Consider the following 26,186-nt stretch of genomic DNA (forward strand, 5'->3'; position numbering starts at 1 on the left):
CAGCAGCAAAAAGGGCGCTCCGAAACGGGCGCCCTTTCGCGTGTTTCAGGATGTCGCCGGACTTTAGCCCGGGCTCATGCCGCGCAGACGCTCGCTGCGGCGGCGGAGTAGTTCTACGGTTGTCAGAAGTGCGATCGAGATCACCACGAGGATTGTCGCAACGGCCAGAATTGTGGGCGAGATCTGTTCGCGCAGACCAATGAACATCTGCCAAGGCAGGGTTTTCTGACCAGCCGAGCCGACGAGCAGCACCACCACAACTTCGTCGAACGAGGTGATAAAGGCAAAGAGGCCACCCGAGATGACGCCGGGCAAGATCAAAGGCATCTGGATCTTGAAGAACGTGGTCACCGGATCGGCGCCCATGTTCGCCGCTGCACGGGTCAAACTGGTGTCAAAGCTGCTGAGGGTCGCTGTCACCGTGATGATGACGAACGGGATACCCAGAGCAGCGTGGGCCAAAACAACACCGAACAGAGTGCCTTGCAGGCTGACGCTGGAGTAAAAGAAGAACATACCAGCCGAGGTGATGATCAGCGGAACAATCATCGGCGAAATCAGCAGAGCCATGATCTGACGCTTGAAGGGCACGTGCGGTTGGCTCAGGCCAATCGCAGCGAGTGTCCCAAGGCTCACCGAGAGCAGGGTCGCCAGCGGGGCGATGATCAGCGAGTTGCTGAAAGCTTGCAGCCAGCTGTAGTCACCATTCGCGCCGAGGAAGTCCTTGTAGTGTTTCAGCGAGTAGCCTTCGGGATCAAGCCGCAGCATTTCCGGCGTGAAGGTAAAGAAGTCCTGCGCGTTGAAGCTGAGCGGGATCACGATCAAGATTGGGAAGATCAGGTAAAAGAAGACCAGACCGCAGAAGACACGGAAGCCGTAGTACCAAATCTTCTGACCCGTTGTCGCATAGGGAGGAAGTGTCGTTGCCATGATAGATTACCCCAGCTTCACGTTATCGATGCCAACGAGCTTGTCGTAGACGTAGTAGAGCAGAAGGACGACGGCGAGCATGATGGTGCCAAGTGCCGCGGCCAGACCCCAGTTGCCCAAGGTCGAGAACTGGAAGTAAATCCGGTTCGAGATGAAGGTACCATCAGCACCACCGACGAGTTCGGGGGTAATGAAGTAACCAACCGCCAGAATGAAGACCAGCAGAGCGCCCGCACCAATGCCCGGAGTGGTCTGCGGGAAGTAGACCCGCAGGAAGGCAGTGGTGTTGGTCGCGCCAAGCGACTTGGCAGCACGCAGGTACGAGGGCGGGATCGTTTTCATCACGGAGTAGAGCGGTAGGATCATAAACGGCAGCAGGATGTGGGTCATCGCAATCACCACGCCAAGCTGATTGTTGATCAAACTCAGGCGGTCCGAGAAGCCAAGGGCAATCCAGATGTCGTTAATCACGCCTTGTTCTTGCAGTAGAATTTTCCAAGCAGAGGTCCGAACAAGCAGTGAGGTCCAGAAGGGCAGCAGAACCAAGATCATCAGGAGGTTCGAGGTCCGGAGCGGTAGGTCTGCCAGAAGCCAAGCCACAGGATAGCCAATCGCCAGAGTGCAGAAGGTAATCAAACCGCTCAGCCACAAGGTTCGCAGCATCAGCTTTTGGTAGATCCGCTGATCAGGGTCCTTCATTTGAACGCCCTCAATGGTGCGTTCCGCGTCAAAGGCCGCCATGTAGTAGCTGGACGTGTAGTAGCCCGAGTTCGCTTTGATTGTGGCCCAATACTGGAGATTCCCCCAGTCTTCATCCACGTCGAGCAACGCAGCCTTGGCATCGGTGATCTCTGCTACGTCCATCCGAGAGACTTTGCGGCCCGATTTACGGAAGAGCGAGGACATGCCCGGGGTTTCGTAGTTAAAGCGGCGTCCCAACTGGGTGTGCTGCTTGTTCTCGAACGCCACCTGAAAGTCGATGATCATGGCCTTGAACGCGGCTTCAGATGGCAACTCTCCGGTTGTCGGATCCCACTCTTCGAGTTCGGCGACAACGTTGGGCAGGATGTCTGGCACGTATTCGGTGCCTGCAGTGTTCTGGATCGAGCGCATCAGCATCGAGCCAATCGGCATGATGAACGACACCAGAACAAAAATCAGCAGCGGTGCGGTCAGCATCAAAGCTCGGATTTTTTGCCGCCGCAGAGCTCTAGCGAGGCTCTGTTTTAGCGGGGTGCCGTCGGCGGCCAACATCGGGCCATCGGTCGTGGTATCAGCCATAGTTATCCCTGTTGAGGTCAGCGCCAGTTATCCGGCGTCTCTTAAATGGTTGTTGGGCAAAGCCGCGGACGGCTTGGCGCAAGAACCGAATGCTCTGAAAAGTGCGAGAGGTGGAAAGGGGGCAGGTGCCCCCCTTCCGAATGCAGATTACTGCAGCAGCCATGCCTGGTACTGTGCATCCAGGTCATCGCGGTAGCTTGCCCACCAGTCGTAGTTGAACAGGAAGGTGTTCTGCGCGTTGTTGGGATCTGTCGGCATGTGAGGCGCCATTTCGATGCCCAGTTCGGCGTGCTGACCAACCAGCGGTGCCGACGATGCGCGTGCAGGGCCGTACGAGATGTACTTGGCCTGATCTGCCAGACGCTGAGTGTCGGTCGCGAACTTCACGAAGTCCAGCGCACGTGCTTCACGGTCTGCGGGCAGACCAGCGGGGATGATCCAACCGTCGAGGTCAAACATCTGCCAGTCCCAGAGCATGCCGATGGGCTGACCCTGCTCGGCAATCGCCGAGAACAGACGACCATTGTAGGTCGAACCAATGGTCACTTCGCCGTCAGCCAGCAGCTGGGGTGTTTCGGCGCCAGCCGACCACCAGACAACATCGTCCTTGATGGTGTCGAGCTTGGCGAATGCGCGCTGGACGCCTTCTTCGGTTTCCAGAGTGTCGTAGACGTCTTCGATTGCGACGCCGTCACAGATCAGAGCCCACTCCATGTTGCCGATCGGGCGCTTTTCGAGTGCGCGCTTGCCGGGGAAGGTTTCGGTGTCGAAGATGTCACAAACGCTGGTCGGAGCGGTGTCCAGCAGGTCGGTGCGATAGCCGAAGGTGGTCGAATAGACGATCTGCGGGATGAAGCACTCGCTGACGATCAGATCGCCAAAGTCTTCGGACGCTTTGGTGCCGTCAGGCGCGTCTGCCAGCATGGTGTCAGGGTCGATTTCCAGCGCCAGGCCTTCGTCGCAAAGACGCATCGCGTCTGCGGCCACAACGTCAACGACGTCCCAAGTGATGTTGCCAGCTTCGGACATCGCGCGCAGCTTGGTCACTGCTTCGGCCGAGCTTTCGTCGGTGACAACTTCGAGGCCTTCGTTCATTTCGACGTAGGGTTCGACGTATGCTTTCACCTGGCTGTTCTGATAGGCGCCGCCCCACGACACAACGGTCATCGAGTCAGCCATCGAGCCATGGCCTTCGGCGAATGCAGCACCGGCGGCAACGGTCAGAGCCGTGGTGGTCAGCATCATTTTGGTGAGTTTCATTTCTTACTCCCTAATAGGCGCCCGGATTTTGATATTGATGATTCCCAGCCCCGGGACAGGCCGTGAAATCCTTCCCTCGCATCCGACCTCGTCTGCGAGGCGCCGCAGCGATTTTGTTCGCTGCGGTATCTCTGAGTGTAACGCTTAATTATCAGGCGTCCAGCGCGCGGCAGTCATCTGCCAGCCAGCCGATTTCGATCATCTCGCCGGGCTTGAGGCGACGCTGATCCGGAGCGTTACGGGTTTTGATCACAAAGTCTTCGCGGCCCGCGACACGCAGGCGCGTGCGGAAGATGTCGCCCATGTAGACGAATTCCAGCACTTCGGCCTGCAATGTGTGTGCGTCGGGGTGCAGACGGGATTTGTCGATCTCGACACGCTCTGGGCGGATCGAAACAAGCGTGCGCTCGCCAGGCTTGCTGACATTCACAGGCTTGCAGTCGATCGTTTCACCGCTGTCCAGCTTGACGATTGCATAGCCGTCCCTGATCTCCTGCACAGTGCCGTCCAGTGTGTTATTCTCGCCGATGAACTGCGCAACGAAGCTGTTTTGCGGCGCTTCGTATAGTTCGTCCGGTGGGGCCAACTGTTGAATGCGGCCGTCGTTAAATACGGCGACGCGGTCCGACATGGTAAGCGCTTCGGTCTGGTCGTGCGTCACATACACAGTTGTGATGCCCAGATCATGCGCGATGCGGGTGATTTCGAACTGCATGTGTTCGCGCAGCTGCTTGTCGAGCGCACCGAGTGGTTCGTCCATCAGAACCAGCTCGGGTTCGAACACCAAAGCGCGGGCCAGAGCAATACGCTGCTGCTGACCACCCGAGAGCTGCGCAGGGCGACGACCGCCAAAGGCACCCATCTGAACCATGTCCAGAGCGCGCTTTACTTTCGCTTCGCGTTCGGACTTGCCGAGCTTGCGCACTTCCAGAGGGAAGGCGAGGTTCTCGGCGACGGTCATGTGGGGGAAAAGCGCGTAGTTCTGAAAGACCATCCCGATGCCGCGCTTGTGGGGCGGGATGTTGTTGATGGGCTTCCCATCTAGCTTGATCTCGCCGTAGGTGGCGGTCTCAAAGCCTGCCAGCATCATCAGGCAGGTGGTTTTGCCAGAACCCGACGGCCCGAGCATCGTGAGGAACTCGCCCTTCGGCAGCGACAGGTTAAGGTCTTTGACGACTAATGTTTCGCCGTCATAGCTTTTTTGCACGCGTTCGAAGGCAACGAACGCATCGTTTGAATGTGTTTGCGCCAAAACTGGCTCCCTGTGTATGCGGCAGCTTTTGTGCTGCACTTTTTCGCTCTCGACTAAAACCCGTGCAGTCGAGTCTTGCAACAGTGGGTTTTGGTGAATTCGGTACTCGCCAAGCAAGTCAGTCCAAACGTTTAATTTGCTGCGTGGAAGCCGACCAAATGGACTGCGAAAACGACCCATACGGTGAATCCGGTGCGCACCAAGGGTGCACTTTTCCTAGGCATACAAGGCTATGAGGACGCAGCCAGAGGTCTGGTTCCGACTGGAAGATAGCTGCGGGCTGGATGTCTCCGAGGCCGGAACTAAGCCGTATTATACCCGCGACAAGCCCTTAGCGCGGAAAGGTAAAATTTTCGCGACGCTCTTTCCGAAATCTCGGCGGCGTGGTCCGCTGCCTGCAGATTGGGCGAATCGAATCAATTGATTCGCCCGCTAACGTCCCGTCCATGCGCGTGTGTGGGCAGGGCTGCACAAAGTGTCTTGATTCCTGAACCGCGCCCTTCAGTATGCGGGCAAAGACCAATTCGAAAAGTGACGCAACATGAGCACCTTATCCCGTGCACAAGACATTCTGGGTGATCTGATACGCTTTCCGACGATCTCGGTTGATAGCAATTTGCAGATGATCGAATATCTCAAACAGACCCTGACCGATGCTGGTGCCGAGGTTATGATTCAGTCGGACCCGACGGGGACAAAGGCGAATCTTTGGGCAACGCTAGGGCCCAAGCTGGACGGCGGGATTGTTCTGTCTGGCCACACTGACGTGGTGCCTGTGGCAGATCAGGACTGGACCGAGGACCCCTTCGAAATGTCCCTGCGCGATGGTCGGCTGTATGGTCGCGGCACCTGCGACATGAAGGGCTTTATTGCGTGCTGTCTGGCCCTATTGGAAAAGGTCGAGGCAGACACGCTGCAACGACCTCTGCACTTTGCGTTCACCTATGACGAGGAGACAGGCTGCCTTGGAGCGCAGTCGTTGGTGGAGGAGTTACGGAGTTTTCCACTAAAACCGGCGATTTGCGTAATTGGCGAGCCAACTGGCATGCGCGTGATCGAAGGGCACAAAGGCTGCTGCGAGTACACCACTCACTTTACCGGGCTCGAAGGGCACGGAAGTGCGCCGGATGCCGGCCTGAATGCGGTGGAATATGCCGTGAAATACGTGAGCCACCTGCTTGAAGTGCGCGAGGGTCTGAAAGCCAGAGCACCGGAAAATGGCAGGTTTGACCCGCCATGGACGACACTGAATATCGGAGGATTGCACGGTGGTGTCGCCCACAACGTGATCCCTGGCAAAGCTCACGTGGAATGGGAATTCCGTCCGGTGCAGAACTCGGACTACGACTACGTGACCGGAGAAGTGCGCCGCTACGTGCAAGAGACTCTGCTGCCCGAAATGCAAAAGAATTGGCCCGACGCGAACATCGTGACCGAAACCATTGGCGAGGTCGCAGGTCTGGAGCCCATGGACACCAATGAAGCGCGCGATCTGGTGCTGGCGCTGACCGGCGAGAATGATGTGGACGTTGTTGCCTTTGCGACCGAAGGTGGGCTGTTCCAGTCGATTGGCATGGATGTTGTGGTCTGCGGTCCCGGCTACATCGCGCAGGCGCACAAGCCGGACGAATATGTCGAACTTTCGCAGCTGGCGGAGTGTCTGGACATGCTGGACGGCATCGCTGCGCGTTTGGCGTCTTAAAAACGAAGGCGCGCCATAGATCAGGATTTGACTTTTCTTGGCGCTCGGGAAACACCGCTGCTATGACCAAAGACGTATTGAATGCGCGCTTAATTCAGGGCCGAACACTAGCACACGCAGCGTTGCCCGATGGCGCACGCCGCACATCGAAGCTATCAGCAAAATACCACCGCGAAGGGTATGCCGAAGCGTTCGACGATACGACCCTGTGGTACGACGCTGTGTATCGAAAGGGCCGCGTGCATCTGGTGTGTCCCAAGCTGAATAACTTGAAGGCCGAGGTTCAGAAGGGATCTTTTTCGCTGGATGGCTTGCCCGTACGTATTGCGCGTATCCGCCAGTTTTATCGCCACGATATCATCGAGTTGCCCTCGACCACGTGTCCGTCGGAGGTGCGTCTCAGGGCTTTCGGCGGAACCATCACGTCCCCAGTGCATGCCGAAGAAACCGATCCATTTGCCGGACTGAATACTGCGCTCTGTCTGTCCAAGGACAATGAGTTGCGTTGGATCACCGACTTCGCCCGTTACCATGTCGAGATGCACGGGCTCGAGGCGCTGGTGCTGCTGGACAACGGCTCGACGAGTTACAGCGTTCAGGACATCGAAGATGCGCTGTCCTTGACCGATTTGAAGCGGATCATGGTGGTGTCGGTCCCTTGGAAATATGGTCCTCGGGGACGTGCACCTTATGCGCGGACGGAGAAGTATCTGCAAACTGCGCTCTTTAATGTGCTCCGGCTGCGCTGGATGCGACAGGCGCGCGCTGTCCTAAGCTGTGATGTCGACGAGCTGATCTACACGCCGGGGACGACGATCTTTGATCTGGCTTTGAAGTCGTGGGGCGGGTTCGTGCGAGTGCCGGGATACTGGCGTTATCCCGACCCAGAGGCATCCGATCCCTCGCTGCATTCCAGCCACACGCACATGAAAAAGAGCGAGAAGCCCTGTCCCACCAAGTGGTGCATTAATCCTTCGGGGCCGCTAGGTGGCTTTCAGTGGGACACCCATCTGCTGGAAAGATTGCCTTTGCCGAGCCTGTTCAAGTCGAAGCAGGGCAAGTTTTGGCATTGCCGGTCGACGACCACGGGCTGGAAATCCAACCGCCAACTCAAACAACAGAGTGATCTGGAGCCGGATCGGGAAACCGCCGAAGCGTTGGCTCAGGTGTTTAACCCGCCCGCCTGACGTTGCGCCGCTCTTGTTCCGATGGCGCGGGCGTGACAAGTTGACCAAAGAGTCAATTCCAGATCACAGGAAGCACCGTGCCTTCGACCTACGATCTTGCGCCAGACGCGGACTTTGCCCGCAATCCGGGCGTTCCGCTGGATATGGCATGGGTGAACGCCGCCCAAGCCAACACCCCCGCCATTCAACGCCGATGTGCGACCTTGCCTGGTCGCCGCAGCGTGAAGAAAGACTATCAAGCCGCTTGGCTGTGCCGCGCGATCAGTTGCATCGACCTGACCACCTTGTCGGGTGATGACACTGTGGGCCGCGTCGCCCGCCTGACCGCCAAGGCCCGCCAACCCGTCCGCGCCGACATCCTGAGCGCCTTGGGCATGGAGGGGCTGACCGTTGGCGCCGTCTGTGTGTATCACGACATGATCGAAGCTGCGGTCAAAGGGCTGGATGGCTCTGGCATTCCTGTCGCAGCGGTGTCCACGGGGTTTCCTGCGGGTCTGTCGCCTTTGCACCTGCGGATCGCTGAAATCGAAGAGTCGGTGAAATCGGGTGCGCATGAAATCGATATCGTGATTTCGCGCCGCCACGTGCTGAGTGGCAACTGGCAGGCGCTGTACGATGAAATGCGCGCCTTCCGCGATGCCTGCGGGCATGCCCATGTCAAAGCGATCCTCGCCACGGGCGAGCTTGGCACTCTGCGCAACGTCGCCAAAGCCAGCCTGATTTGCATGATGGCGGGTGCCGACTTTATCAAAACTTCGACCGGCAAAGAGCCTGTGAACGCGACCCTGCCTGTGACGCTGGTGATGCTGCGGGCGATCCGCGATTACTACGCACAGACTGGCCATGTTGTCGGCTACAAACCCGCGGGCGGGATCAGCAAGGCCAAGGATGCGATCAACTATCTGGCCCTGATCAAAGAGGAACTCGGCGACCGCTGGCTGCGCCCCGATCTGTTCCGCTTTGGCGCGTCGTCCCTGCTCGGCGACATTGAACGCCAGCTCGAACACCACATCACCGGCGCTTATTCCGCCGCTTACCGCCACCCGATGGGGTAATCCGACATGTCCGTGAAAGAGATTTTTGAGACCATGAGCTACGGTCCCGCCCCCGAATCCGCCGCCGAGGCGCTGGCTTGGCTGGTCGATAATGGCAGCAGCTTTGGCCATTTTATCAACGGTGCCTTCACCGAGGTTGGCGACACCTTTGAAACCCGCAACCCTGCGACGGGCGAGGTTCTGGCCGAACTGACCCAAGCCACCCAAGCCGACGTTGATGCCGCCGTGGATGCCGCCCGCGCAGCCCAGCCGAAGTGGGAGGCTTTGGGCGGGGCAGGCCGTGCGCGGTACATGTACGCGCTCGCCCGTGCGCTGCAGAAACACGGGCGGCTGCTTGCCGTGCTGGAGACTTTGGACAACGGCAAGCCGATCCGCGAGTCGCGCGACATCGACATCCCCTTGGTGCAGCGCCACTTCTACCACCACGCAGGCCACGCGCAGTTGATGGACAAGACCATGGCAGACCGTGCCCCCGTGGGTGTGTGCGGACATGTGATCCCGTGGAATTTCCCGCTGCTGATGCTGGCGTGGAAGGTCGCGCCTGCCATCGCAATGGGCAACACCGTGGTTCTGAAGCCCGCCGAATACACCAGCCTGACCGCCCTGTGCTTTGCCGACATCTGCCGTCAGATCGGCCTGCCTGCGGGTGTGGTGAACATCGTGACAGGCGACGGCGCGGTCGGCGAAATGGTGGTGAATGCCGACGTTGATAAGGTCGCGTTCACTGGTTCAACTTCTGTTGGCCGCAAAATTCGCGAGGCGACGGCTGGCGCTGGCAAAGGGCTGACGCTCGAGTTGGGGGGCAAGTCCGCCTACATCGTGTTCGAGGACGCCGATCTGGACAGCGCGGTCGAGGGCCTCGTCGATGCGATCTGGTTTAACCAAGGGCAGGTCTGCTGCGCAGGTTCGCGCCTGATCGTGCAAGAGGGCATCGCCGATGACTTCCATGCGCGGCTGAGGGCACGGATGGATCGGCTGCGGGTCGGGAACCCCTTGGACAAATGCATCGACGTGGGCGCGATCGTGGACCACGTGCAGGTGGAAACCATCACGAAACTGGTTGGTAGCAACACCTCGGGTGATCTCTATCGTAGCGCCGCCGAGATGCCCACAGAGGGCTGCTATTATCCGCCGACCCTGATCACTGGCCTGTCGCCCGCCGACACGCTGATGCAAGAGGAAATCTTTGGGCCGGTGCTGGTCTCGACCACCTTCCGCTTGCCGTCAGAGGCAGTGCAGATCGCGAACAACACGCGCTATGGCCTTGCCGCCAGTGTGTGGACCGAGAATATCAACCGTGCTTTGGATTTGGCTCCGCAGCTGGCCGCTGGCGTGGTCTGGGTGAACGGGACCAACCTTTTCGACGCAGCTGCCGGTTTCGGCGGTGTGCGCGAGAGTGGCTTTGGCCGCGAAGGCGGATGGGAGGGACTGAGCGCCTACACCCGCCCGAACCGCGAGCCCCGTGAGCTGGCCAAGGTCGAGCCCAAAGAGGGTGACGGCCTGCCCGTGGACGCCATCGACCGGACGGCCAAGCTGTACATCGGCGGCAAACAAGCGCGGCCCGATGGCGGCTATTCCCAGCCCGTCTGGCAGGCCGATGGCGCATTGGCGGGGCTGGTCAGCATCGCCAGCCGCAAGGACATCCGCAACGCCGTTGAGGCCGCGCATGGTGCCAAAGGCTGGGCCAAGACGACCGGCCACCTGCGCGCGCAAATATTGTTCTATCTGGGCGAAAACCTGTCCGCGCGGGCTTATGAGTTCGCAGAGCGCATTGATGCCCTGACCGGACGCGGCGACGGCACGGCCGAAGTGAAGGCTGCCATTAACCGCCTGTTCACCTATGCCGCGTGGGCCGACAAATACGATGGCCGCGTGCACGGTGTCCCGATCAAGGGCGTGGCGATGGCCATGAACGAACCTGTTGGCGTAGTGGGCGCGATTTGTCCTGATGAGCGGCCCTTGCTGGGGCTGGTGTCTGTGATGGCGCCGCTGATGGCGATGGGGAATACGTCGGTCTTGATGGCGTCGGAACCCTATCCGCTGCTGGCGACGGATTTTATTCAGGTGCTCGAAACCTCTGACGTGCCTGCGGGCGTGGTGAACATCCTGACTGGCTGCCACGGCGATTTGGCCAATACGATGGCGCAGCACATGGATATGGACGCGGTCTGGAGCTTTAGCAGTTCGGACCTGTCCGGCCAGATCGAGGCTGCCAGCACGACGAACCTCAAGCGGACTTGGGTGAACAACGCCCTGAGCCGCGATTGGATGGGCGAGGACGGCGAGGGCACAGAGTTCCTTGAGTCTGCGACTCGCGTCAAAAACATCTGGGTGCCCTACGGCGAATAAAAGCAAACGCCCGATCTGGTCTGGATCGGGCGTTTACTACATTTACTCACCGAGTTTGGCGTGAACCTCGTCTAGGTCAATCTCGCCGATGGGCATCTTGTTTCCCGGATTGTCGAAGTCGTATTTGAACAGCTCGAAATCGCGGTGGTAGATTTCTTTGACCAGATGCATCGACAGATCGTCAAAGTAATCCTCGACCGGATGAGCGCGCTTGGGCCCGTGGCCTTCGGATTCGTTGAAGCGCGGGATGTTCGCCAGATCGACGGTATTCGGCGTCTCGATCGCGTCTAGCACGCTTTGCATGCCGTCGTTGAACTTCTCGGTCCAGAAAATGTTGTCGTAGCGCCCGCCGTTCACAATGAACGTGCTGACGTGACCTGCCATGGCCGACCAGTGGATGTCCGGCTCCATAGGGCGGCGCCAACGGATGGTGTCGCGGGTGAACAGTAGGAAGCGGCGGAACGATTTGATCTGGTCGAACTCTTGCTTGCCGTCCTCGCCGCCGACCTCAATCCCGTATTTCTGGATGAGCAGGGGGACGAGGTTGCCGCGATACCGGCGCCCGTTCCGCTGGATGCCGCAGATCTTGTCAAAGAACGACGACAGCACGCGGGTGTAGGGGTTGCGCACGCAGGTGAACGCATAACTTTTGTGCGACAGCACGTTGCGTTCGATCAGCGGCTGGCTGTCGTCTTGTGACCACTTATGGAGGCCGGACTTGGAGTCGTGAATGTCTCCGTCAAAGAAACGACCATGGTCCGAATAGAACATGATCTGCCCAATGGTCGAGCAGGCACACTTGGGAACGACGCGGTAAACGACGCTCTCGCTCTCGGTCATCCAGGTCCCTGGAAATCCCATACACAATCCTCCGAAACGCGGCTCGCGTTCAATATTACTAATACAAAGCAAAGAATTGCGGTTTATTCAATTCCGCATCTCGCCTAACAAGGTATGGACGCGTTTTACTGGATTGTGGAGCACATGTCGCGCATTGCATTTATACTTCTCTGCCATAAAGACCCCAAAGCGATTATTGATCAGGCAGAGCGGCTGACCGCGGTAGGTGACTACATCTCGATCCACTTTGATGCGCGGGCGAAACCCGAACATTTTGCCATGATCAAAGAGGCTTTGGGGCCGAACCCGAACGTTGCTTTTGCCAAAAAACGCATCAAATGTGGCTGGGGCGAATGGAGCCTCGTTGAGGCATCCTTGTACGCGGTCGAAGCCGCGACCGAGGCTTTCCCACGTGCAACTCATTTTTACATGCTGTCCGGTGACTGCATGTCAGTGAAAACTGCCGAATATGCGCACGAGTTTCTGGATTCGAACGATTGCGATTTCATCGAGAGTTTCGATTTCTTCTCGAGCGATTGGATCAAAACGGGGATCAAGGAAGAGCGCCTGATCTACCGCCATTGGTTCAATGAGCGAAACAGTAAGTGGCTTTTCTACAAGAGTCTCGAGTGGCAGCAGCGGCTGGGCCTGACCCGCGAAATTCCGCATGATATCGATGTGCAAATCGGTAGTCAGTGGTGGTGTCTACGCCGCGAAACTGTCGAAGCGATCCTAGACTTCACCAAGCAGCGCAAGGATGTCATGCGCTTTTTCCGGACCACGTGGATCCCTGACGAGACGTTCTTTCAGACGCTGGTCCGCCATCTGGTGCCCGCCAAGGAAATCGAAACCCGCACGCTGACATTCCTGATGTTCAACGACTACGGGATGCCGGTGAATTTCTATAACGACCACTACGACATGCTTCTGGCGCAGAACTTCCTGTTTGCGCGCAAAATCAGCCCCGAAGCCAAAGAGTTGCGCGCCCGTTTGGGTGAGCTGTGGGCGACCGAGGATGTGGAGTTCCGCATCTCGGATGAGGGGCGCAACTTGTACAAATTTCTTGCAGGTCGTGGCCGTGTTGGGCGCCGCTTTGCCCCCCGTTTCTGGGAGGCTGAGGCCACCTTGGGTCGGCACCGTGAACTGCTGATCATGGTCTGCAAGAAGTGGCACGTGGCCAAGCGTTTGCTGGACCAGATCAAGCAGCGCGTGGACATCGCGGGCGTCGAATACCTGTTCGAGGAAGAGGGAACGCCGCTCCCCGATCTGGGGGGTATTCAGAGCAGTCTGGACAAGCGTGCCCGTCACCGCCGCGTGCTGGTCCGGATGCTGTACGAGGTCTACGAGACCGACAAGATGATTCTCTGCATGGACCCGTCCAACCTTGATCTCTTGCAGGACTTCATGTCGGACCGCTCGACGACTCGCGTTCTCGAGATCGACTGCTCTTTCAGTGATGAATATTTAGCCGGTCATGCAAAACGGACGGGGCTGGCGGGCGATCACACGACCGACGAACAGTTGGAACGTCTGGTGCCAACCCTGCGGAACGACCTGCATCACGAGCTCGACCGCATTCGCGACAAGGAATACGAGAACTACGAACGCATCAGCGAAGAGGCCAGCCCCGAGGAAAATGCCGAAGCCTTGGAGCGTTTCCTTGAGGTCGACGGCGATACAGCGCTAGAGATTATGCAAATCCATTACTTGTTCTCTGACTGAGGCCTCCGATGTCCTATACCTACGACGACCAGAACATTTTCGCGAAAATCCTGCGCGGGGAAATCCCCAATAAAACCGTTCTGGAGACCGATCATACGCTGGCGTTCCATGACATTTATCCTCAGGCGCCGATCCACGTGTTGGTGATCCCCAAGGGCCCCTACGTCTGCTACGATCACTTCTGTCAGGAGGCGTCGGACGCAGAGATCCTGGATTTCAACCGGACCTTTGGCAAGGTTTGCGAAATGGTGGGGGTCAAGGACGGCGGCTTCCGCACGATCGCCAACGCTGGCGAGAACGCGATCCAAGAAGTGCCGCACCTGCATTTCCACATCTTGGGCGGCCGCAATCTGGGCCGGATGCTTGCCAAGGCCGAGTAACGCGCGGTCGGTTCACCGCCCATTCACGCGATTTGCCAAAGGCTCTCTGGAAACGGAGGGCCTTTTTCTATGGATATCGCAGGTGCGCTAAACAAGCTGGAGACGTCGGAGCTGCAAGCGTTGCTGGGGCGATTGCTGGAAGAGTACGCACAGCCTGCGTTCGGGGTGCTGCCAAAGCGCGAAGTGGACCTGATGATCTACCGAACTCTGAGGGATGCAGGCGTCGTTGCGCAGGATACCCCGCTCTATCAGTTGATGGCAGACCTACGTGTCAGTCGTAGCAAGGCGCGCAACCTGATGTTCGATCTGGAAATCCGGCAGACTCAGTCGGGTCAGCTGGACGATCAGGTGCGGTCGGTCATCATGAACGACAGCTATTTTCGAGACGCCAACTGGTTCGTGCTCGAAGTCGAGAACCCTGTCGTTCAAGCGCATCTGCGTGAAATCTGCCGCCGTGCGCGTGTCGTCACGGACGCCAGTTTCAATCCCAGTCTGGTGCGGCTCCCGGTGTCTGGGCTGGCAAGTGTGCTCGAGGAATTCTTGACTAAGGCTCAGCAAGCCGAGGTGAAGCGCGGCCTCTACCGTGCGGGCAAACTGGATGATCCATCCTTCCGTGGGTTGATGAAGCGAGCTATGTCCGATCTGGCGGGGCGCTTCGCGGGCAAGGTCGGCGGCGAGGTCATGGACGGCGCAATCGGCGCCGTCGGAGAGTTCTTGCAGCCCATTCTGTCCGGTGATCAGGAGGCGATCACAGATATCTGGTCAGGCATCTATTCCTAACGCTCAGGCGTGGTGGGTCAGTTTCAGGAAGACGTCTTCGAGATCCGCCTGCTCGGTCTTTACATCGCGAATCACGATCCCTGCGTCATGAACTGCGTGCAGCACACGGTCTGCGGTGATCTGCTTGCTGTGATACCGGATGACCAAAGCGCCGTCGTGGCGGGTCGACACGTCCAGGCCCTCGCCCTCGGGCAGGCGGTCAGGAGTGGTCTCGGGCTGGATCACCATCGCTTTGGCATCCAAGCGCCCCAGCAGATTGGCAGTCGTATCGCGGGCGACCAGAGAGCCTTCGTTGATGATGGCGATCTCGTCACACATTTCCTCGGCCTCTTCCAAATAGTGGGTGGTCAGGATGATGGTCATGCCCTCTTCCTGATTAAGCTTGCGGACGTTGTTCCACAGCATCTGGCGCAGTTGGATGTCGACGCCCGCGGTCGGTTCGTCCAGCACCAGAATATGGGGGCGGTGGACGAGTGCTTTGCCGAGCAGCAGACGGCGGCGCATCCCGCCCGACAGCGTGCGGGCATAGGCCTCTGCTTTGTCTTCAAGGCCAACAAACTTCAGGATTTCATCGCTGCGGCGCTGGCTGCGAGGAACGCCATAGAGGCCTGCCTGCACTTCGAGCGATCCGCGCGGGGTAAAGAACGGGTCTAGGTTCAGCTCCTGCGGCATGATCCCGATCGAGGCACGAGACTGGCGCGGGTTCTTGTCCTGATCCCACCCCCAGATGCGCACGGCCCCTTCGGTTTTCACCACGAGGCCCGCCAGAATATTGATCAGCGTCGATTTACCCGCGCCGTTTGGGCCCAACAGCCCAAAGACTGAGCCACGGGGAATGGACAGGTCGATGCCCTTCAGGGCCTCTTTGGGCGCGGATTTTCCGCTGCCGCTGTAGATTTTCCGAAGTCCTTCGATTTCGATCGCGTTGCTCACCGCTCTTGCCCCTTGCCAATGTGCCGATAGTATCGCACCTAACGCGCATAGCGCCCTGCGACAACTGTGAGGACAGATATGACCACCAAAGCACCGGAAACCAAGATCGTAGATACCTATCGTGTTGCCTGTGACGGCGGCGAGGGCGCTCTGGGCCATCCGCGCGTGTGGCTGATGATCCCAGAGAGCGACGGCTACGTCGAATGCGGATATTGCGACGCGAAGTTCATTCACAAGGACCACGCAGACAAGGTCGGCACCGAAGCCTGATCAGGCGGCGCGTCTGGAGGCTGCAATTCCGCCTCCGGCGGGGGTATTTTATCCCAAGTTGAAGATTAGAGGGCGTTCAGGATCTGGAAGCCCTTTTCCACCATTTTCGTGCCGTCAGCGCGGATCAGGGGAACGTGCTGCGCGTTCAGGATGGTGGCATAGGCCTCGGTGATCGGTGTCGTGCCGATCAGGGCGACCTCTTGACCCAGCCAGTAGGGGCGGGTCGCAGCGATTTCAGCACCCAAGAGATGACCGAGCAGAGCGTTTGCGTTCTGGCTGACCTGCGCTGTGTGGATTTGCGCGGCAAGGTTCGCAGGGCGAGACATGGTCTGCTCCGCCGCCTCGGTTTCCGGGGTCGTACTTGCGTTCAGGGTACGGGCCAGTTGCGGGGTTGCGCAGCCTTGGAAGCTGACGATTTCCTTGGCCGAGAGATGGACCCAATAAGTCGTGTCGTGACCGGGCAGGCACAGGATGCCATCCCATTCGGGGTTCAGGCTCTGAAAGCCGATGGCGGCGACGCGCGCCCATGTCAGGCGGTCGCGCGGGGCGGCTTGGGTCACGGTGGGCAGAACGCGCTGAGGGCCGCTGGATGGCAGGGCATCCGGGATCACGGGGCAGGGCACAGCTAAGGTGTAGCTGCTGTCGCCTGCGATGATCGCGTTGTCAGGGAGGGTCTCTGTCTGGGCGGGCCCCATGGCGCGGCCTGCGTCAAAGGTCCAGAGGGTGGCGGTTGCGCCTTCGATCAGGGCGCCGTGCCAAGGGGAGTTTTTCGCGGAAGAGGTCATGCCCGCGCGCCTAGCTGAAAAGAGGCGCGCGGGTCAATGTTTTTAGGCGACCGCAGGGCGCGAGGCTTCGGGCCAGAGGGCCACCACAGCATCGTACTGCGCGAGGAAGACCTTGCCGGTCAGTTCGTGCAGGAAGTGACTGCGCTGCAGGCGGTCCATGACCGGGCCCTTGACCTCGGACAGGTGCAGTTTGATGCCCATTTCCGACAGCCGCGTGTTGATCGTCTCGAGGCTTTCGAGGGCGCTCATGTCGATCTCGTTCACGGCGCTGCACATTAGGACGACGTTCTTGATCGGCTGATCGCAGACGACGCGGTCAATCACGTAGTCCTCGAGGTAGCGGGCATTCGCGAAGTACAGGCTTTCATCGATGCGGATGGTCAGCAGGCTCGGGTGTGTCTTCACGTCGTGGCGACGGATGTTGCGGAAGTGCTGGGTGCCGGGAACAAGGCCGACCTCTGCAATGTGCGGACGCGAGGTTTTGTAGAGGAACAGACCGATGGACAGCAGAACGCCCGCCGACACGCCCTTTTCCACTCCGAATGCCAGAGTAACCACAATAGTGACAAAGACAGCAGCGAAATCGACGCGCGAGTAGGCCCATGTCTTTTTCAGGATGGAGAAATCTACGAGGCTGAGCACAGCTACGATAATGGTCGCGGCCAGTGTCGCTTTGGGCAGGAAGAACAGGGCAGGGGTCAGGAACAGGGTCGCAAGACCAATGCCGACTGCGGTGAACGCACCTGCGGCGGGGGTCTGCGCGCCTGCGTCAAAGTTCACGACCGAGCGCGAGAAGCCACCTGTAACAGGGAAGCCACCAGACAGGGCCGAACCGAGGTTCGCCGTGCCTAGACCGATAAGCTCTTGGTCCGGGTCAATGCGCTGGCGGCGCTTGGCGGCCAGAGTTTGCGCGACCGAAATCGTCTCTACATAGCCCACGATCGAGATCAGCAGGGCAGGGATGGCGATTTGGCTCCAGAGGCCAAGGTCGAAGCTGGGAACGGCGAGACCAGGGAGGCCGGTGGGGATGTCACCCACAACTTTGACACCTGCCTGATCCAGCGAGAGACCGTAGGTGACCAATGTGGTCGCGACAACGGCAGCGACGGGGCCGGTGCGCGCCAGAGCCGCGCCGAGCTGTCCGGTCAGGCCGATCTTGGCGAGCAGAGGCTTCAGATTGCCGCGTACCCAGAACAGGAAGGCCGTTGTCGCCACACCAATGACAATCGTGGGCAGGTTTGCCTCGCCGATGTTTTCAAAAATGCGGTGGACGATTTCTATCAGGTTGTCGCCGCCGCCTTGGATGCCAAGGATGTGGCGCACCTGACTGGCCGCAATGATCACACCGGACGCAGTGATGAAGCCGGAAATCACGGGGTGCGAGAGGAAGTTCGCCAAAAAGCCGAGCCGCAACAGGCCCATCACGGTCAGCATCAAGCCGGACAAGAACGCCAGCAGGATCGCAGCTGTGTAGTATTCAGGAGTGCCGTTCGCGGCCAACTGACCCGCAGCGGCAGCAGTCATCAGCGAGGCGACAGCCACAGGGCCCACCGCCAGAGCACGAGAGGTGCCGAACACGGCATAGATCACCAGGGGGGCGATAGAGGCATAGAGGCCGACCTCTGCCGGGAGGCCCGCCAGCAGGGCATAGGCCAGCGACTGGGGGATCAGCATGATCGTAACGATGACGGCGGCCACGAGGTCGCTGGTCAGGGTCTCTTTGTTATAGCTGGTCAGCCAGTCAAAGATCGGGAAGTAGCGTTTAAGCGAGGTGGTGCGTCGTGCCATAACTTGGCCTCTCGGGAAGGTAGGAATTGGCGGGCGCTGGAGGGAGCGCCCGCCCATCGTGATCAGCTTGCGCTGACTTTTTCAGGAGTCGCCATCCACTCTTTGCCGCGGAGCATGGCTTTCCAGTAAACGGGGGGCAGGATTTGCTCTTTGAGCAGCCAAGCCAGACGGGTCGGCTTGGTGCCGTCCAAAATCCACTTGGGGAAGCTGGGCAGCAGGCTGCCGCCGTAGCCGAACTCGGCCAGAACGATCTTGCCGCGTTCGACGGTCAGCGGGCAGGAGCCGTAGCCGTTGTAGACGGCGCGGGGCGACTTGCCTTCGATGTCGGCGCTGACGTTTTCGGCAACGATGGGCGCTTGGATGCGGGCCGCCGCAGCGGTTTTTGCGTTGGGCGCATTCATCACGTCCCCGAGCGACCAGACGTTTTCATAGGTCTTGTGGCGCAGGGTGGCTTGGTCCACGTCGACCCAGCCTGCTGCGTCTGCCAAGGGCGACACGCGAATGAAGTCCGGTGCACATTGGGGCGGGACCACGTGGATCATGTCGAACTCGGTGGTGACTTCGGTCGGTTCGGTGTCGGGCTTCGACACCTTGAAGGTCGCGGTTTTCGCGTCACCGTCGATCGACACGAGGTTGTGGAAGAAGTTCAGGGTTGCGTCGTAACGCTTCACATATTCTTCAAGTGCGGGGACGTAGTCTTTGACACCGAACAAAACGCCGCCCGCGTTCATAAACTGGATGTCGATATCGCCGAGAACGCCGTTGCGCTGCCAGTTGTCGCCGGAGAGGTACATCGCCTTTTGCGGGGCGCCCGCGCATTTGATCGGCATCGGCGGCTGGGTAAAGATCGCGCGGCCCTTCTTCATGCCCTTCACCAATTCGTAGGTGTAGGGGGCCAGATCGTAGCGGTAGTTCGAGGTCACGCCATTGCGGCCCAAGGTGTCGACCAGACCGGGGATCGCGTTCCAGTTCAGCTTCAGTCCGGGGCAGACGATCAGGCGGTCGTATTTCACGACGCGGCAGCCATCCAGCACGACAGCGTTGTTCTGAGGCTCGAAGGCTGCAACGGCCGATTTGATCCAGTGCACGCCGTGGGGGATGAGCGATCCCATGGTTTTCGAGGTGGTTTCAGGGTCGAAAACGCCGCCGCCCACCATCGTCCAGCCGGGCTGATAGTAGTGGATGTCCGCAGGATCGATCAGAGCGATTTCAAGATTGGGTTGGCGCGCGCGCAGGCTTGACGCAACCGAGATGCCGGCAGCGCCAGCGCCCACGATCACCGCGTCGAACTTTGCGTCGCCTTCGCTGGTGGGGGTTTTGCCGCCATTCACGATGCGGCGCACCACACCTGCCATGTCGTAGCCCGCGCCCTTGGTGGCGGCCAGAATGTCCGAGGAGGATTTCTTGTCGGCTTGCGAAAGTGACCACAGGGTTGCCGAGCGGGTGCCAGTGCGGCAGTAGGCCAGCACGGGACCGGGCAGTTCAACCAGCGCTTCGCCAAACTTGGCAGCGTCTTCGTCGGTCACCATGCCCGATGTGACGGGCATGTAGCAGGCCTCCAGCCCGACCTCTTTGGCAGCGCGTTCGATTTCCTCGAACGTGGGCTGGTCAGCCCCTTCGCCATCGGGACGGTTGCAGATGATGGCGCGGAAGCCGGCGGCCTTGATGGCGGCCAGATCAGCGGACTCAATCTGTGGGCTGACTGAAACGGTCTTGTCGATCTGACGCAGATCCATGGGGCACTCCTCCGAAAAACTGTCACCTCTAAATATTCAATTTTGTGAATAACACAAGACTGGAATGTGTGTTTAAGCCCGGGCCTGTGCACTTTGGCGTGTGCTCGAAGACGAAAGAGGGCGCGATCCGGATGGATCGCGCCCTGACTAAGACAGCAGTTCTGCCCTATAAATTAGCGGTGGCCCTTCATGCCGCCCGAGATTTCTTCGGTCGATTCGTCGGCCAGTTCTTCGGGAAGTACCAGGTTCAGCACGATCGCGATCAGCGCTGCGGGTAGGATGCCGCTCGTTGCTAGTACCTTAATCGACTGGGGAAGGTGCTGCAGGGCACCGGGTTCCAACTGCAGACCCAAGCCAAGGCTTAGGGCAATCGCAAAGATCACCATGTTGCGGCGGTTCCAGTCCACGTCAGATAGCATCGAGACACCCGCGGCGACGACCATGCCGAACATGACAATGACACCGCCACCAAGGACTTCGATCGGGCAGGTCGAAATGATCGCGCCGACTTTGGGGATCAGGCCGCAAACAATCAGGAAGATCGCGCCGATGGTGACCACGTGGCGGCTCATGACGCCGGTCATGGCGATCAGGCCGACGTTCTGGCTGAAAGATGTGTTGGGCAGGGCGCCGAACAGGCCCGAAACCGCAGTGCCCAAGCCGTCAGCAAAGGTCGCGCCTTGGATCTCTTTGTCGGTGGCTTCGCGGCCTGCGCCACCTTTGGTAATGCCCGACACGTCGCCCACGGTTTCAACAGCCGAAACGAACGCCATCAGGCAGAAACCGACAACACCAGCGACTGTGAATTCGAGGCCAAAGTGCAGCGGGTTTGGCAGCGCCAAAGTGGCCGCGTTGCCTACGTTTCCATAGCTGACCATGCCCATGAGGTAGGCAACGACGTAGCCCGCCAACAAACCGACCAGCACTGCAGATACCGACAGCATCCCACGCGTGAAAAACTTGAGGGCCAGCGTTACGATGATCACGACAAAGGCGACGAACCAGTTCTGCGCGCTGCCGTATTCTTCGGTGCCGATGGCGGGTACACCGCCGGCGGCGTATTGGATGCCGACTTTGACCAGCGCCAAACCGATCATCGTGACCACGAGGCCGGTGACCAGAGGCGGCAGGGCGAACCGGATTTTCCCGATGAAGAGGCCCAGAATAAAGTGGAAGATACCGCCAAGGAATACGCCGCCCATAAGGACCGCCATAGCATCCACGCCTTTGCCCGCGACGAGCGGGATCATGATCGGGATAAACGCAAAGCTGGTGCACTGTACGATGGGCAGTTTGGCGCCCACGGGACCTATGCCAATCGTCTGGAACAGAGTCGCGATGCCAGCAAAGAACATCGACATCTGGATCATGTAGATCATCTGCGGAAAGTCAGGCGAGTTCGAGCCGAACCCGAAACCCGCAGCGCCAGCGATGATAATCGCAGGTGTCACGTTAGAGACAAACATCGCCAAAACGTGCTGAATTCCCAGCGGCACGGCCTTGGCGAGTGGGGGCGTGTAATTCGGGTCTTTTAGTTCGGCTGGAGTGCCGATGGATGCGTCAGACATTACTCTGTTCCCTTCCTGATGGGGGTGATGGCGGCCTTGTGGCCGCTCTTTTGTTTTGGTGCTTCGCGTTTAGTCGCGATCGACAGTGACGGGTGCGTCCAACCCGAATTCTTCGAGGTTCACGGTGGTTCCGATGCGGTCGACGACGGCAAACAGGCCCGGAGCGTGCAGCGGGGTCAGCACTCCGTGCCACGTGCCGCGGTGCAGATTGACGGCGGTGTGGGGCGGCACGATGAAGGCGTGGATCGGGCCCGGGATATCGTCCTGCCCTTCGGCCACGATGATAAGCCATTCATTCTCATGCATCGGAATGAATGCCTGTGATCCTTCGGGATGGCGTTCGATCAGATCGCAAGTGTAGGGCATTTCACGTGGAACAGCGTTGAACAGGCTAATGCCTGCGCGTCCCTCGGGGCCGAAATCCATATTGGCGCGGTCGTGGTAGCGGCCACAGAAGCCTGCGTTGATGATCTTGTCCGGTTCGCCTGCGGTGGTCAGGACGTCTCCGAACGGGGCGAAAGCTTCGGCAGTGAGGGGGAGCGCGGTGATTTTAGTCATACTGGGGCCTTTGAGCGGGGGAGGGGGCTGTCTGCCCCCCCCGGCGCATGTGCGCCTCCCCCCGAGAGTATTTTGGCAAAGATGAAGCATTACAGGGTGAGGGCCGGATGGCGGTTCACGTCCTTGTAGAGCAGGTAGCGGAACGGTTTGTGCCCGCGCGCGATGCACGCCTGCGGGCAAAAGGCGCGGAGCCACATGAAATCGCCGGCGCCAACGCGGACCCATTGGTCGTTCAGGAGGTAGTCGGCTTCGCCCTCTAACACGTAGAGGCCGTGTTCCATGATGTGGGTTTCGGCAAAGGGGATGCGGCCACCCGGTTGGAAGGTCACGATATTGACGTGCATATCGTGGCGGATGTCATCGGGATCAGCAAAGCGCGTGGTCGCCCATTTGTCTGTGTTGGGCATGGCGGTCGGGGTGCGTTCTAGGTCGCTGGTGATGAAGGCGTCGGGGCGCGAGAGGCCGGGGACGCTTTGGTATTTTTTGCGCACCCAGTGGAATTGCAGCGGCTCATCGGCGGGGTTGTGGACGGTCCATGCGCTGTGGGGCGGGATGTAGGCGTAGCCGCCTGCTGTCAGGGTGTGGGTCTGGCCGTCCAGCGTCAGGGTCATGGTGCCGCTGGCGACAAACAGCACTGCTTGCGCGTCGGGGTTCGGCTCCGGGCGGGTGGAACCGCCGTTCGGAGCGACTTCTACCGCGTACTGGGCGAAGGTTTCTGCAAATCCCGAGAGCGGGCGGGCCAGAATCCACACGCGGGTGTCGGTCCAGTCCGGCAGCAGGCTGGTGACGATGTCGCGGTGGGTGCAAGCGGGCAGCACGGCATAGGCGGTGGTGAAGATGGCAGTGCCGACGGGATCGCCATCTTGTTCGGGCAGGCCACCGGGGGGGAAGGCGTATTGGGTCATAGCAGATCCTCGAGGCGGAGACGGGCGATGCGTTCGACCTGTTTGCAGGCCTCTGTGAATTCGGTTTCGGTGTCGTTGGCGATCCGGCGTTCGAACGCGGACAGGATCGAGGCTTTGTCATGGTCGCGGACGGCGATGATGAATGGGAAGCCGTGTTTTTCGGTGTAGGCCGTGTTCAGATTGGTGAACTGTGTCCGCTCTTCGTCGGTCAGGGCATCAAGGCCCGCGCTGGACTGTTCCGAGGTGCTTTCGGCGGTCAGACGCTTGGCGGCTGCCAATTTGCCGGCCAGATCGGGGTGGGCGCGCAGGACGCCGAGACGCTCGTCGTAGCTGGCGCTGCGGAACATGCGGGCGAGGGCGCTGTGGACGCCAGCCGCGCGGTCATGGGCGGGGCCAAGTTCCAGATCATAGGCGCGGTCGGCAATCCACGGGGAATGCTCGAAGATGCCGCCAAAGGTGCCGACAAAGGTCTCGCGATCCATCTGGCTGGGGCGCGGTTTGCGGGTGTGGGGATGGGTTTCCGCCCAATGCCCTGCGATTTCCAGTCGGGTCGGGGTCCAGACATCCTTGTGCATGCGGACGTAGTCGATGAACCGCTTCAGGCCCGCCAATTTGCCCGGTCGGCCGATCAGACGGCAATGCAGGCCGATCGACATCATGGCGGGGCGTCCCTCGGAGCCCTCGGCGTACAGGGTGTCGAATGCATCCTTCAGGTACTGATAGAACTGTTCGCCCGTGATGTAGCCCGGCGCGGTAGCGAAGCGCATGTCGTTGGCTTCCAAGGTGTAGGGGATGATCAGCTGGTCGCGATCCCCGACCTCGAGCCAGTAGGGCAGGTCGTCGTCATAGGTGTCGCTAACATAGGCAAACCCGCCCTCTTCGGCGACCAAGCGCACGGTGTTTTCGCTGCAACGGCCTGTGTACCAACCGAGGGGACGTTCGCCGACCACTTCGGTGTGCAGGCGGATGGCTTCGGCGATGGCGGCGCGCTCTTCTTCTTCGGGCATGTCTTTGTGTTCGACCCATTTCAGGCCGTGGCTAGCGATCTCCCAGCCCGCGTCTTTCATCGCCTCGACTTGTTCGGGGCTGCGGGACAACGCGGTGGCCACGCCGTAGATTGTCACGGGGATGGCCGCGCTGGTGAACAGGCGATGCAGGCGCCAGAAGCCAGCGCGTGCGCCATATTCGTAGATCGACTCCATATTCCAGTGGCGTTTGCCCTGCCACATGGCGGCGCCCGCGATGTCGGACAGGAATGCCTCGGATGCCTGATCCCCGTGCAACACGCAGTTTTCGCCGCCTTCTTCGTAGTTCAACACAAACTGCACGGCGATTTTTGCACCACCCGGCCATTGCGGGTCTGGAGCATCGGGGCCGTATCCGATCATATTACGAGCGTAGCGGGTCATCTTTGGGGAAGTCCTTTCTTTGCGACAGCAGTATGACAGCCGATGGGCAACTGATTATCAAAATTTTTTTGAAACAGTTTTTATGGCGGGTTGGTGTGCAAAGAGTGCCCATGTTCACGGCAACGCCCTAGGATCACTGCCAGCAAAAGGAGCAAACTATGGCTGACGGATATCTGACCACCCACGTTTTGGACACGGCAAAGGGCGTTCCGGCCCAAGGACTGACCATCGACCTCTACCGGATCGAGGGTGAAACGCGGGTGCATCTGGCGACCAAAGTGACAAACGACGATGGCCGCACCGATGGGCCGATCCTGCCTGCAGGCGAGTTTGCGGTTGGCGTCTATGAACTGGTGTTTCAGGCCGGTGCCTATCTGGATGTCAGCGGTGTGCCGCAAGAAGAGCCGCGTTTTCTGGACGTTGTGCCGATCCGCTTTGGCATCAGCGATGCGGAGTCGCACTATCATGTTCCGCTGCTGATCTCGCCCTTTGGCATGTCGACCTATCGCGGCAGTTGAGCCTCCAGCGCCTCTTTGCAGCGGACGACCATGAAGTCACGGAAAAGCTGCACTTTGGGGTCACGGAAGCGGCGGCTGGGGGACAGGCAGGCCAATTGAGTCGCCATGGGCGGCGTGCGTTCGGCCACGGGGACCAGCGCGCCGCTGTTCAGGTGCTCGGCGACCTCGTAGACCGGTTTCATGATGATCCCGCAGCCATCAAGCGCCCAATTCGTCAGCACATCCCCATCGTCGGATTCGAGCGTGCCTGTGACCTCGAACCGGCGCGGGCCCTTGTCAGTTTGCAGGGTCCACTGGAATTCCTTGGCCCCCGGAAAGCGCAGGTTTAGACAGTCGTGGCGATCCTCGACGAGTGCTTTGCCGTCCTCTGGCACCCCGCGTTCGGCGATATAGGACGGCGCGGCACATAGCACGCGGGGAATTTCGGCGATCACGCGGACTTTCAGGTCGCTGTCCGCCAGAGGCCCGATGTGAAAGGCCAGATCCAGTCCTTCGGTCGTGACATCAATGACGCGGTCGGACAGGCGAAGGCGGACGTCGATCTCTGGATATTCCCGTTTGAATGCAGGGACATGTGGTGCAATCAGCCTGCGCCCCAAGCCCAAGGGTGCGGCAACAAAGACAGTTCCGCGAGGGGATTGGCTGCGCTCCATCACGGCGGCTTCGGCGCGGTCGATTGCCTCAATGATCTCGCAGGCGCCGGTGTAAAATACCTGCCCATGCTCGGTTGCGTGCAGTGCCCGCGTGGTCCGGTTGAACAGGCGCACCCCTAGGTGTTTCTCCAGCTCGGCAATACGGGCCGAGGCCACGGCGGCCGAAACCCGTTGGTCCCGCGCCGCGGCGGACATGCTGCCCAATTCGTAGACACGCACGAACATCCGGATGTTGTTCACATAGCTCATGGGGCCTTCCTGCGATTATCAGGCTTGATTTGAAAGTCCTGCACCGACTTTCCTGATTATCAAGGGAATAGCCCCT

General features: G+C 59.6%; 22 protein-coding genes and 1 pseudogene. 9 read left to right on the forward strand and 14 right to left on the reverse strand.

Features of this window, described 5'->3' with window-relative positions; all coding sequences use genetic code 11:
• Positions 1-63: 63 nt before the first annotated feature.
• The 4 genes and pseudogenes from BM225_RS06120 to BM225_RS06135 form a co-directional block, all read right to left on the reverse strand.
• A pseudogene (locus BM225_RS06120) lies at positions 64-918 on the reverse strand (ABC transporter permease); the annotation flags it as partial.
• Positions 919-936: 18 nt separating this feature from the next.
• Positions 937-2,211 (reverse strand): ABC transporter permease, encoded by a 1,275-nt coding sequence (locus BM225_RS06125; protein ID WP_072708252.1) that lies wholly within the window; start codon positions 2,209-2,211, stop codon positions 937-939.
• Positions 2,212-2,358: 147 nt separating this feature from the next.
• Complete coding sequence (locus tag BM225_RS06130) at positions 2,359-3,471, reverse strand: extracellular solute-binding protein (protein ID WP_072708250.1); 1,113 nt, start codon at positions 3,469-3,471, stop codon at positions 2,359-2,361.
• A gap of 151 nt (positions 3,472-3,622) precedes the next feature.
• Positions 3,623-4,723: an ABC transporter ATP-binding protein gene (locus BM225_RS06135; RefSeq protein WP_072708249.1), complete on the reverse strand. Its 1,101-nt coding sequence runs from the start codon at positions 4,721-4,723 to the stop codon at positions 3,623-3,625.
• A 541-nt stretch (positions 4,724-5,264) separates the two neighbouring features.
• Between BM225_RS06135 and argE the strand changes: the two genes are divergently transcribed.
• The 4 genes from argE to BM225_RS06155 all read left to right on the forward strand — a co-directional run bounded on the left by argE (position 5,265) and on the right by BM225_RS06155 (position 11,016).
• Positions 5,265-6,425 carry an acetylornithine deacetylase gene (argE, locus tag BM225_RS06140; RefSeq protein ID WP_072708247.1) on the forward strand — a complete coding sequence of 387 codons (1,161 nt, stop codon included), beginning with the start codon at positions 5,265-5,267 and terminating at the stop codon, positions 6,423-6,425.
• Between the two features lie 62 nt (positions 6,426-6,487).
• Complete coding sequence (locus tag BM225_RS06145) at positions 6,488-7,612, forward strand: hypothetical protein (protein WP_072708245.1); 1,125 nt, start codon at positions 6,488-6,490, stop codon at positions 7,610-7,612.
• A gap of 77 nt (positions 7,613-7,689) precedes the next feature.
• Positions 7,690-8,667, forward strand: a complete 978-nt coding sequence (gene deoC / locus BM225_RS06150) for a deoxyribose-phosphate aldolase (protein WP_072708243.1) — start codon at positions 7,690-7,692, stop codon at positions 8,665-8,667.
• Positions 8,668-8,673: 6 nt separating this feature from the next.
• The gene (locus BM225_RS06155; protein WP_072708241.1) at positions 8,674-11,016 is read left to right on the forward strand and encodes an aldehyde dehydrogenase family protein; all 2,343 of its coding nucleotides are present in this window, start codon (positions 8,674-8,676) and stop codon (positions 11,014-11,016) included.
• A gap of 42 nt (positions 11,017-11,058) precedes the next feature.
• Here the strand turns inward: BM225_RS06155 and BM225_RS06160 are convergent, their stop codons facing one another.
• Positions 11,059-11,877, reverse strand: a complete 819-nt coding sequence (locus BM225_RS06160) for a sulfotransferase family protein (protein ID WP_072708239.1) — start codon at positions 11,875-11,877, stop codon at positions 11,059-11,061.
• A gap of 123 nt (positions 11,878-12,000) precedes the next feature.
• On the opposite strand from BM225_RS06160, the gene BM225_RS06165 reads away from it, so the two are divergent.
• The 3 genes from BM225_RS06165 to BM225_RS06175 all read left to right on the forward strand — a co-directional run bounded on the left by BM225_RS06165 (position 12,001) and on the right by BM225_RS06175 (position 14,738).
• Complete coding sequence (locus tag BM225_RS06165) at positions 12,001-13,578, forward strand: DUF5928 domain-containing protein (protein WP_092464094.1); 1,578 nt, start codon at positions 12,001-12,003, stop codon at positions 13,576-13,578.
• Between the two features lie 8 nt (positions 13,579-13,586).
• Positions 13,587-13,958: a histidine triad nucleotide-binding protein gene (locus BM225_RS06170; protein WP_072708229.1), complete on the forward strand. Its 372-nt coding sequence runs from the start codon at positions 13,587-13,589 to the stop codon at positions 13,956-13,958.
• Positions 13,959-14,027: 69 nt separating this feature from the next.
• Positions 14,028-14,738, forward strand: a complete 711-nt coding sequence (locus BM225_RS06175; RefSeq protein ID WP_072708228.1) for a hypothetical protein — start codon at positions 14,028-14,030, stop codon at positions 14,736-14,738.
• Positions 14,739-14,741: 3 nt separating this feature from the next.
• On the opposite strand, the gene BM225_RS06180 is transcribed toward BM225_RS06175, so the two are convergent.
• A complete protein-coding gene (locus tag BM225_RS06180; RefSeq protein ID WP_072708226.1) occupies positions 14,742-15,671 on the reverse strand; it encodes an ABC transporter ATP-binding protein in 930 nt (309 codons plus the stop codon).
• A gap of 78 nt (positions 15,672-15,749) precedes the next feature.
• Between BM225_RS06180 and BM225_RS06185 the strand changes: the two genes are divergently transcribed.
• A complete protein-coding gene (locus tag BM225_RS06185; RefSeq protein WP_072708224.1) occupies positions 15,750-15,941 on the forward strand; it encodes a zinc-finger domain-containing protein in 192 nt (63 codons plus the stop codon).
• Between the two features lie 65 nt (positions 15,942-16,006).
• Here the strand turns inward: BM225_RS06185 and BM225_RS06190 are convergent, their stop codons facing one another.
• The 7 genes from BM225_RS06190 to puuE all read right to left on the reverse strand — a co-directional run bounded on the left by BM225_RS06190 (position 16,007) and on the right by puuE (position 24,690).
• A complete protein-coding gene (locus BM225_RS06190; RefSeq protein WP_072708223.1) occupies positions 16,007-16,726 on the reverse strand; it encodes a 2-dehydro-3-deoxygalactonokinase in 720 nt (239 codons plus the stop codon).
• A 42-nt stretch (positions 16,727-16,768) separates the two neighbouring features.
• A complete protein-coding gene (locus BM225_RS06195) occupies positions 16,769-18,514 on the reverse strand; it encodes a SulP family inorganic anion transporter (RefSeq protein WP_072708221.1) in 1,746 nt (581 codons plus the stop codon).
• A 62-nt stretch (positions 18,515-18,576) separates the two neighbouring features.
• On the reverse strand, positions 18,577-20,250 hold the full coding sequence (locus BM225_RS06200; protein ID WP_072708219.1) for a bifunctional protein tyrosine phosphatase family protein/NAD(P)/FAD-dependent oxidoreductase: 1,674 nt from the start codon (positions 20,248-20,250) through the stop codon (positions 18,577-18,579).
• A 173-nt stretch (positions 20,251-20,423) separates the two neighbouring features.
• On the reverse strand, positions 20,424-21,818 hold the full coding sequence (locus tag BM225_RS06205; protein WP_072708217.1) for a uracil-xanthine permease family protein: 1,395 nt from the start codon (positions 21,816-21,818) through the stop codon (positions 20,424-20,426).
• A gap of 69 nt (positions 21,819-21,887) precedes the next feature.
• Positions 21,888-22,376, reverse strand: coding sequence for an ureidoglycolate lyase (locus tag BM225_RS06210; protein WP_072708215.1), 489 nt, complete (start codon positions 22,374-22,376; stop codon positions 21,888-21,890).
• Between the two features lie 89 nt (positions 22,377-22,465).
• Positions 22,466-23,281, reverse strand: coding sequence for a bifunctional allantoicase/(S)-ureidoglycine aminohydrolase (locus BM225_RS06215; protein WP_072708213.1), 816 nt, complete (start codon positions 23,279-23,281; stop codon positions 22,466-22,468).
• Complete coding sequence (gene puuE / locus BM225_RS06220; protein ID WP_072708211.1) at positions 23,278-24,690, reverse strand: allantoinase PuuE; 1,413 nt, start codon at positions 24,688-24,690, stop codon at positions 23,278-23,280. The genes BM225_RS06215 and puuE overlap by 4 nt, the downstream gene beginning before the upstream one ends.
• Before the next feature lie 158 nt (positions 24,691-24,848).
• Between puuE and uraH the strand changes: the two genes are divergently transcribed.
• Entirely contained in the window at positions 24,849-25,208 is a 360-nt protein-coding gene (uraH, locus tag BM225_RS06225) for a hydroxyisourate hydrolase (RefSeq protein WP_072708209.1), read from the forward strand.
• On the opposite strand, the gene BM225_RS06230 is transcribed toward uraH, so the two are convergent.
• Positions 25,193-26,110 (reverse strand): LysR family transcriptional regulator, encoded by a 918-nt coding sequence (locus BM225_RS06230; RefSeq protein WP_072708207.1) that lies wholly within the window; start codon positions 26,108-26,110, stop codon positions 25,193-25,195. The genes uraH and BM225_RS06230 overlap by 16 nt on opposite strands.
• Between the last annotated feature and the right edge of the window lie 76 nt (positions 26,111-26,186).

The sequence above is a fragment of the Donghicola eburneus genome (assembly GCF_900115865.1).
Taxonomy (GTDB): Bacteria; Pseudomonadota; Alphaproteobacteria; order Rhodobacterales; family Rhodobacteraceae; genus Donghicola; species Donghicola eburneus.

Coding starts and splice junctions, on each gene's coding strand:
- BM225_RS06125 (WP_072708252.1), bottom strand. CDS start 2,211: ATGGCTGATACCACGACCGATGGCCCGATGTTGGCCGCCGACGGCACC.
- BM225_RS06130 (WP_072708250.1), bottom strand. CDS start 3,471: ATGAAACTCACCAAAATGATGCTGACCACCACGGCTCTGACCGTTGCC.
- argE (WP_072708247.1), top strand. CDS start 5,265: ATGAGCACCTTATCCCGTGCACAAGACATTCTGGGTGATCTGATACGC.
- BM225_RS06145 (WP_072708245.1), top strand. CDS start 6,488: ATGACCAAAGACGTATTGAATGCGCGCTTAATTCAGGGCCGAACACTA.
- BM225_RS06155 (WP_072708241.1), top strand. CDS start 8,674: ATGTCCGTGAAAGAGATTTTTGAGACCATGAGCTACGGTCCCGCCCCC.
- BM225_RS06160 (WP_072708239.1), bottom strand. CDS start 11,877: ATGGGATTTCCAGGGACCTGGATGACCGAGAGCGAGAGCGTCGTTTAC.
- BM225_RS06165 (WP_092464094.1), top strand. CDS start 12,001: ATGTCGCGCATTGCATTTATACTTCTCTGCCATAAAGACCCCAAAGCG.
- BM225_RS06170 (WP_072708229.1), top strand. CDS start 13,587: ATGTCCTATACCTACGACGACCAGAACATTTTCGCGAAAATCCTGCGC.
- BM225_RS06175 (WP_072708228.1), top strand. CDS start 14,028: ATGGATATCGCAGGTGCGCTAAACAAGCTGGAGACGTCGGAGCTGCAA.
- BM225_RS06185 (WP_072708224.1), top strand. CDS start 15,750: ATGACCACCAAAGCACCGGAAACCAAGATCGTAGATACCTATCGTGTT.
- BM225_RS06190 (WP_072708223.1), bottom strand. CDS start 16,726: ATGACCTCTTCCGCGAAAAACTCCCCTTGGCACGGCGCCCTGATCGAA.
- BM225_RS06195 (WP_072708221.1), bottom strand. CDS start 18,514: ATGGCACGACGCACCACCTCGCTTAAACGCTACTTCCCGATCTTTGAC.
- BM225_RS06200 (WP_072708219.1), bottom strand. CDS start 20,250: ATGGATCTGCGTCAGATCGACAAGACCGTTTCAGTCAGCCCACAGATT.
- BM225_RS06205 (WP_072708217.1), bottom strand. CDS start 21,818: ATGTCTGACGCATCCATCGGCACTCCAGCCGAACTAAAAGACCCGAAT.
- BM225_RS06210 (WP_072708215.1), bottom strand. CDS start 22,376: ATGACTAAAATCACCGCGCTCCCCCTCACTGCCGAAGCTTTCGCCCCG.
- BM225_RS06215 (WP_072708213.1), bottom strand. CDS start 23,281: ATGACCCAATACGCCTTCCCCCCCGGTGGCCTGCCCGAACAAGATGGC.
- puuE (WP_072708211.1), bottom strand. CDS start 24,690: ATGACCCGCTACGCTCGTAATATGATCGGATACGGCCCCGATGCTCCA.
- uraH (WP_072708209.1), top strand. CDS start 24,849: ATGGCTGACGGATATCTGACCACCCACGTTTTGGACACGGCAAAGGGC.
- BM225_RS06230 (WP_072708207.1), bottom strand. CDS start 26,110: ATGAGCTATGTGAACAACATCCGGATGTTCGTGCGTGTCTACGAATTG.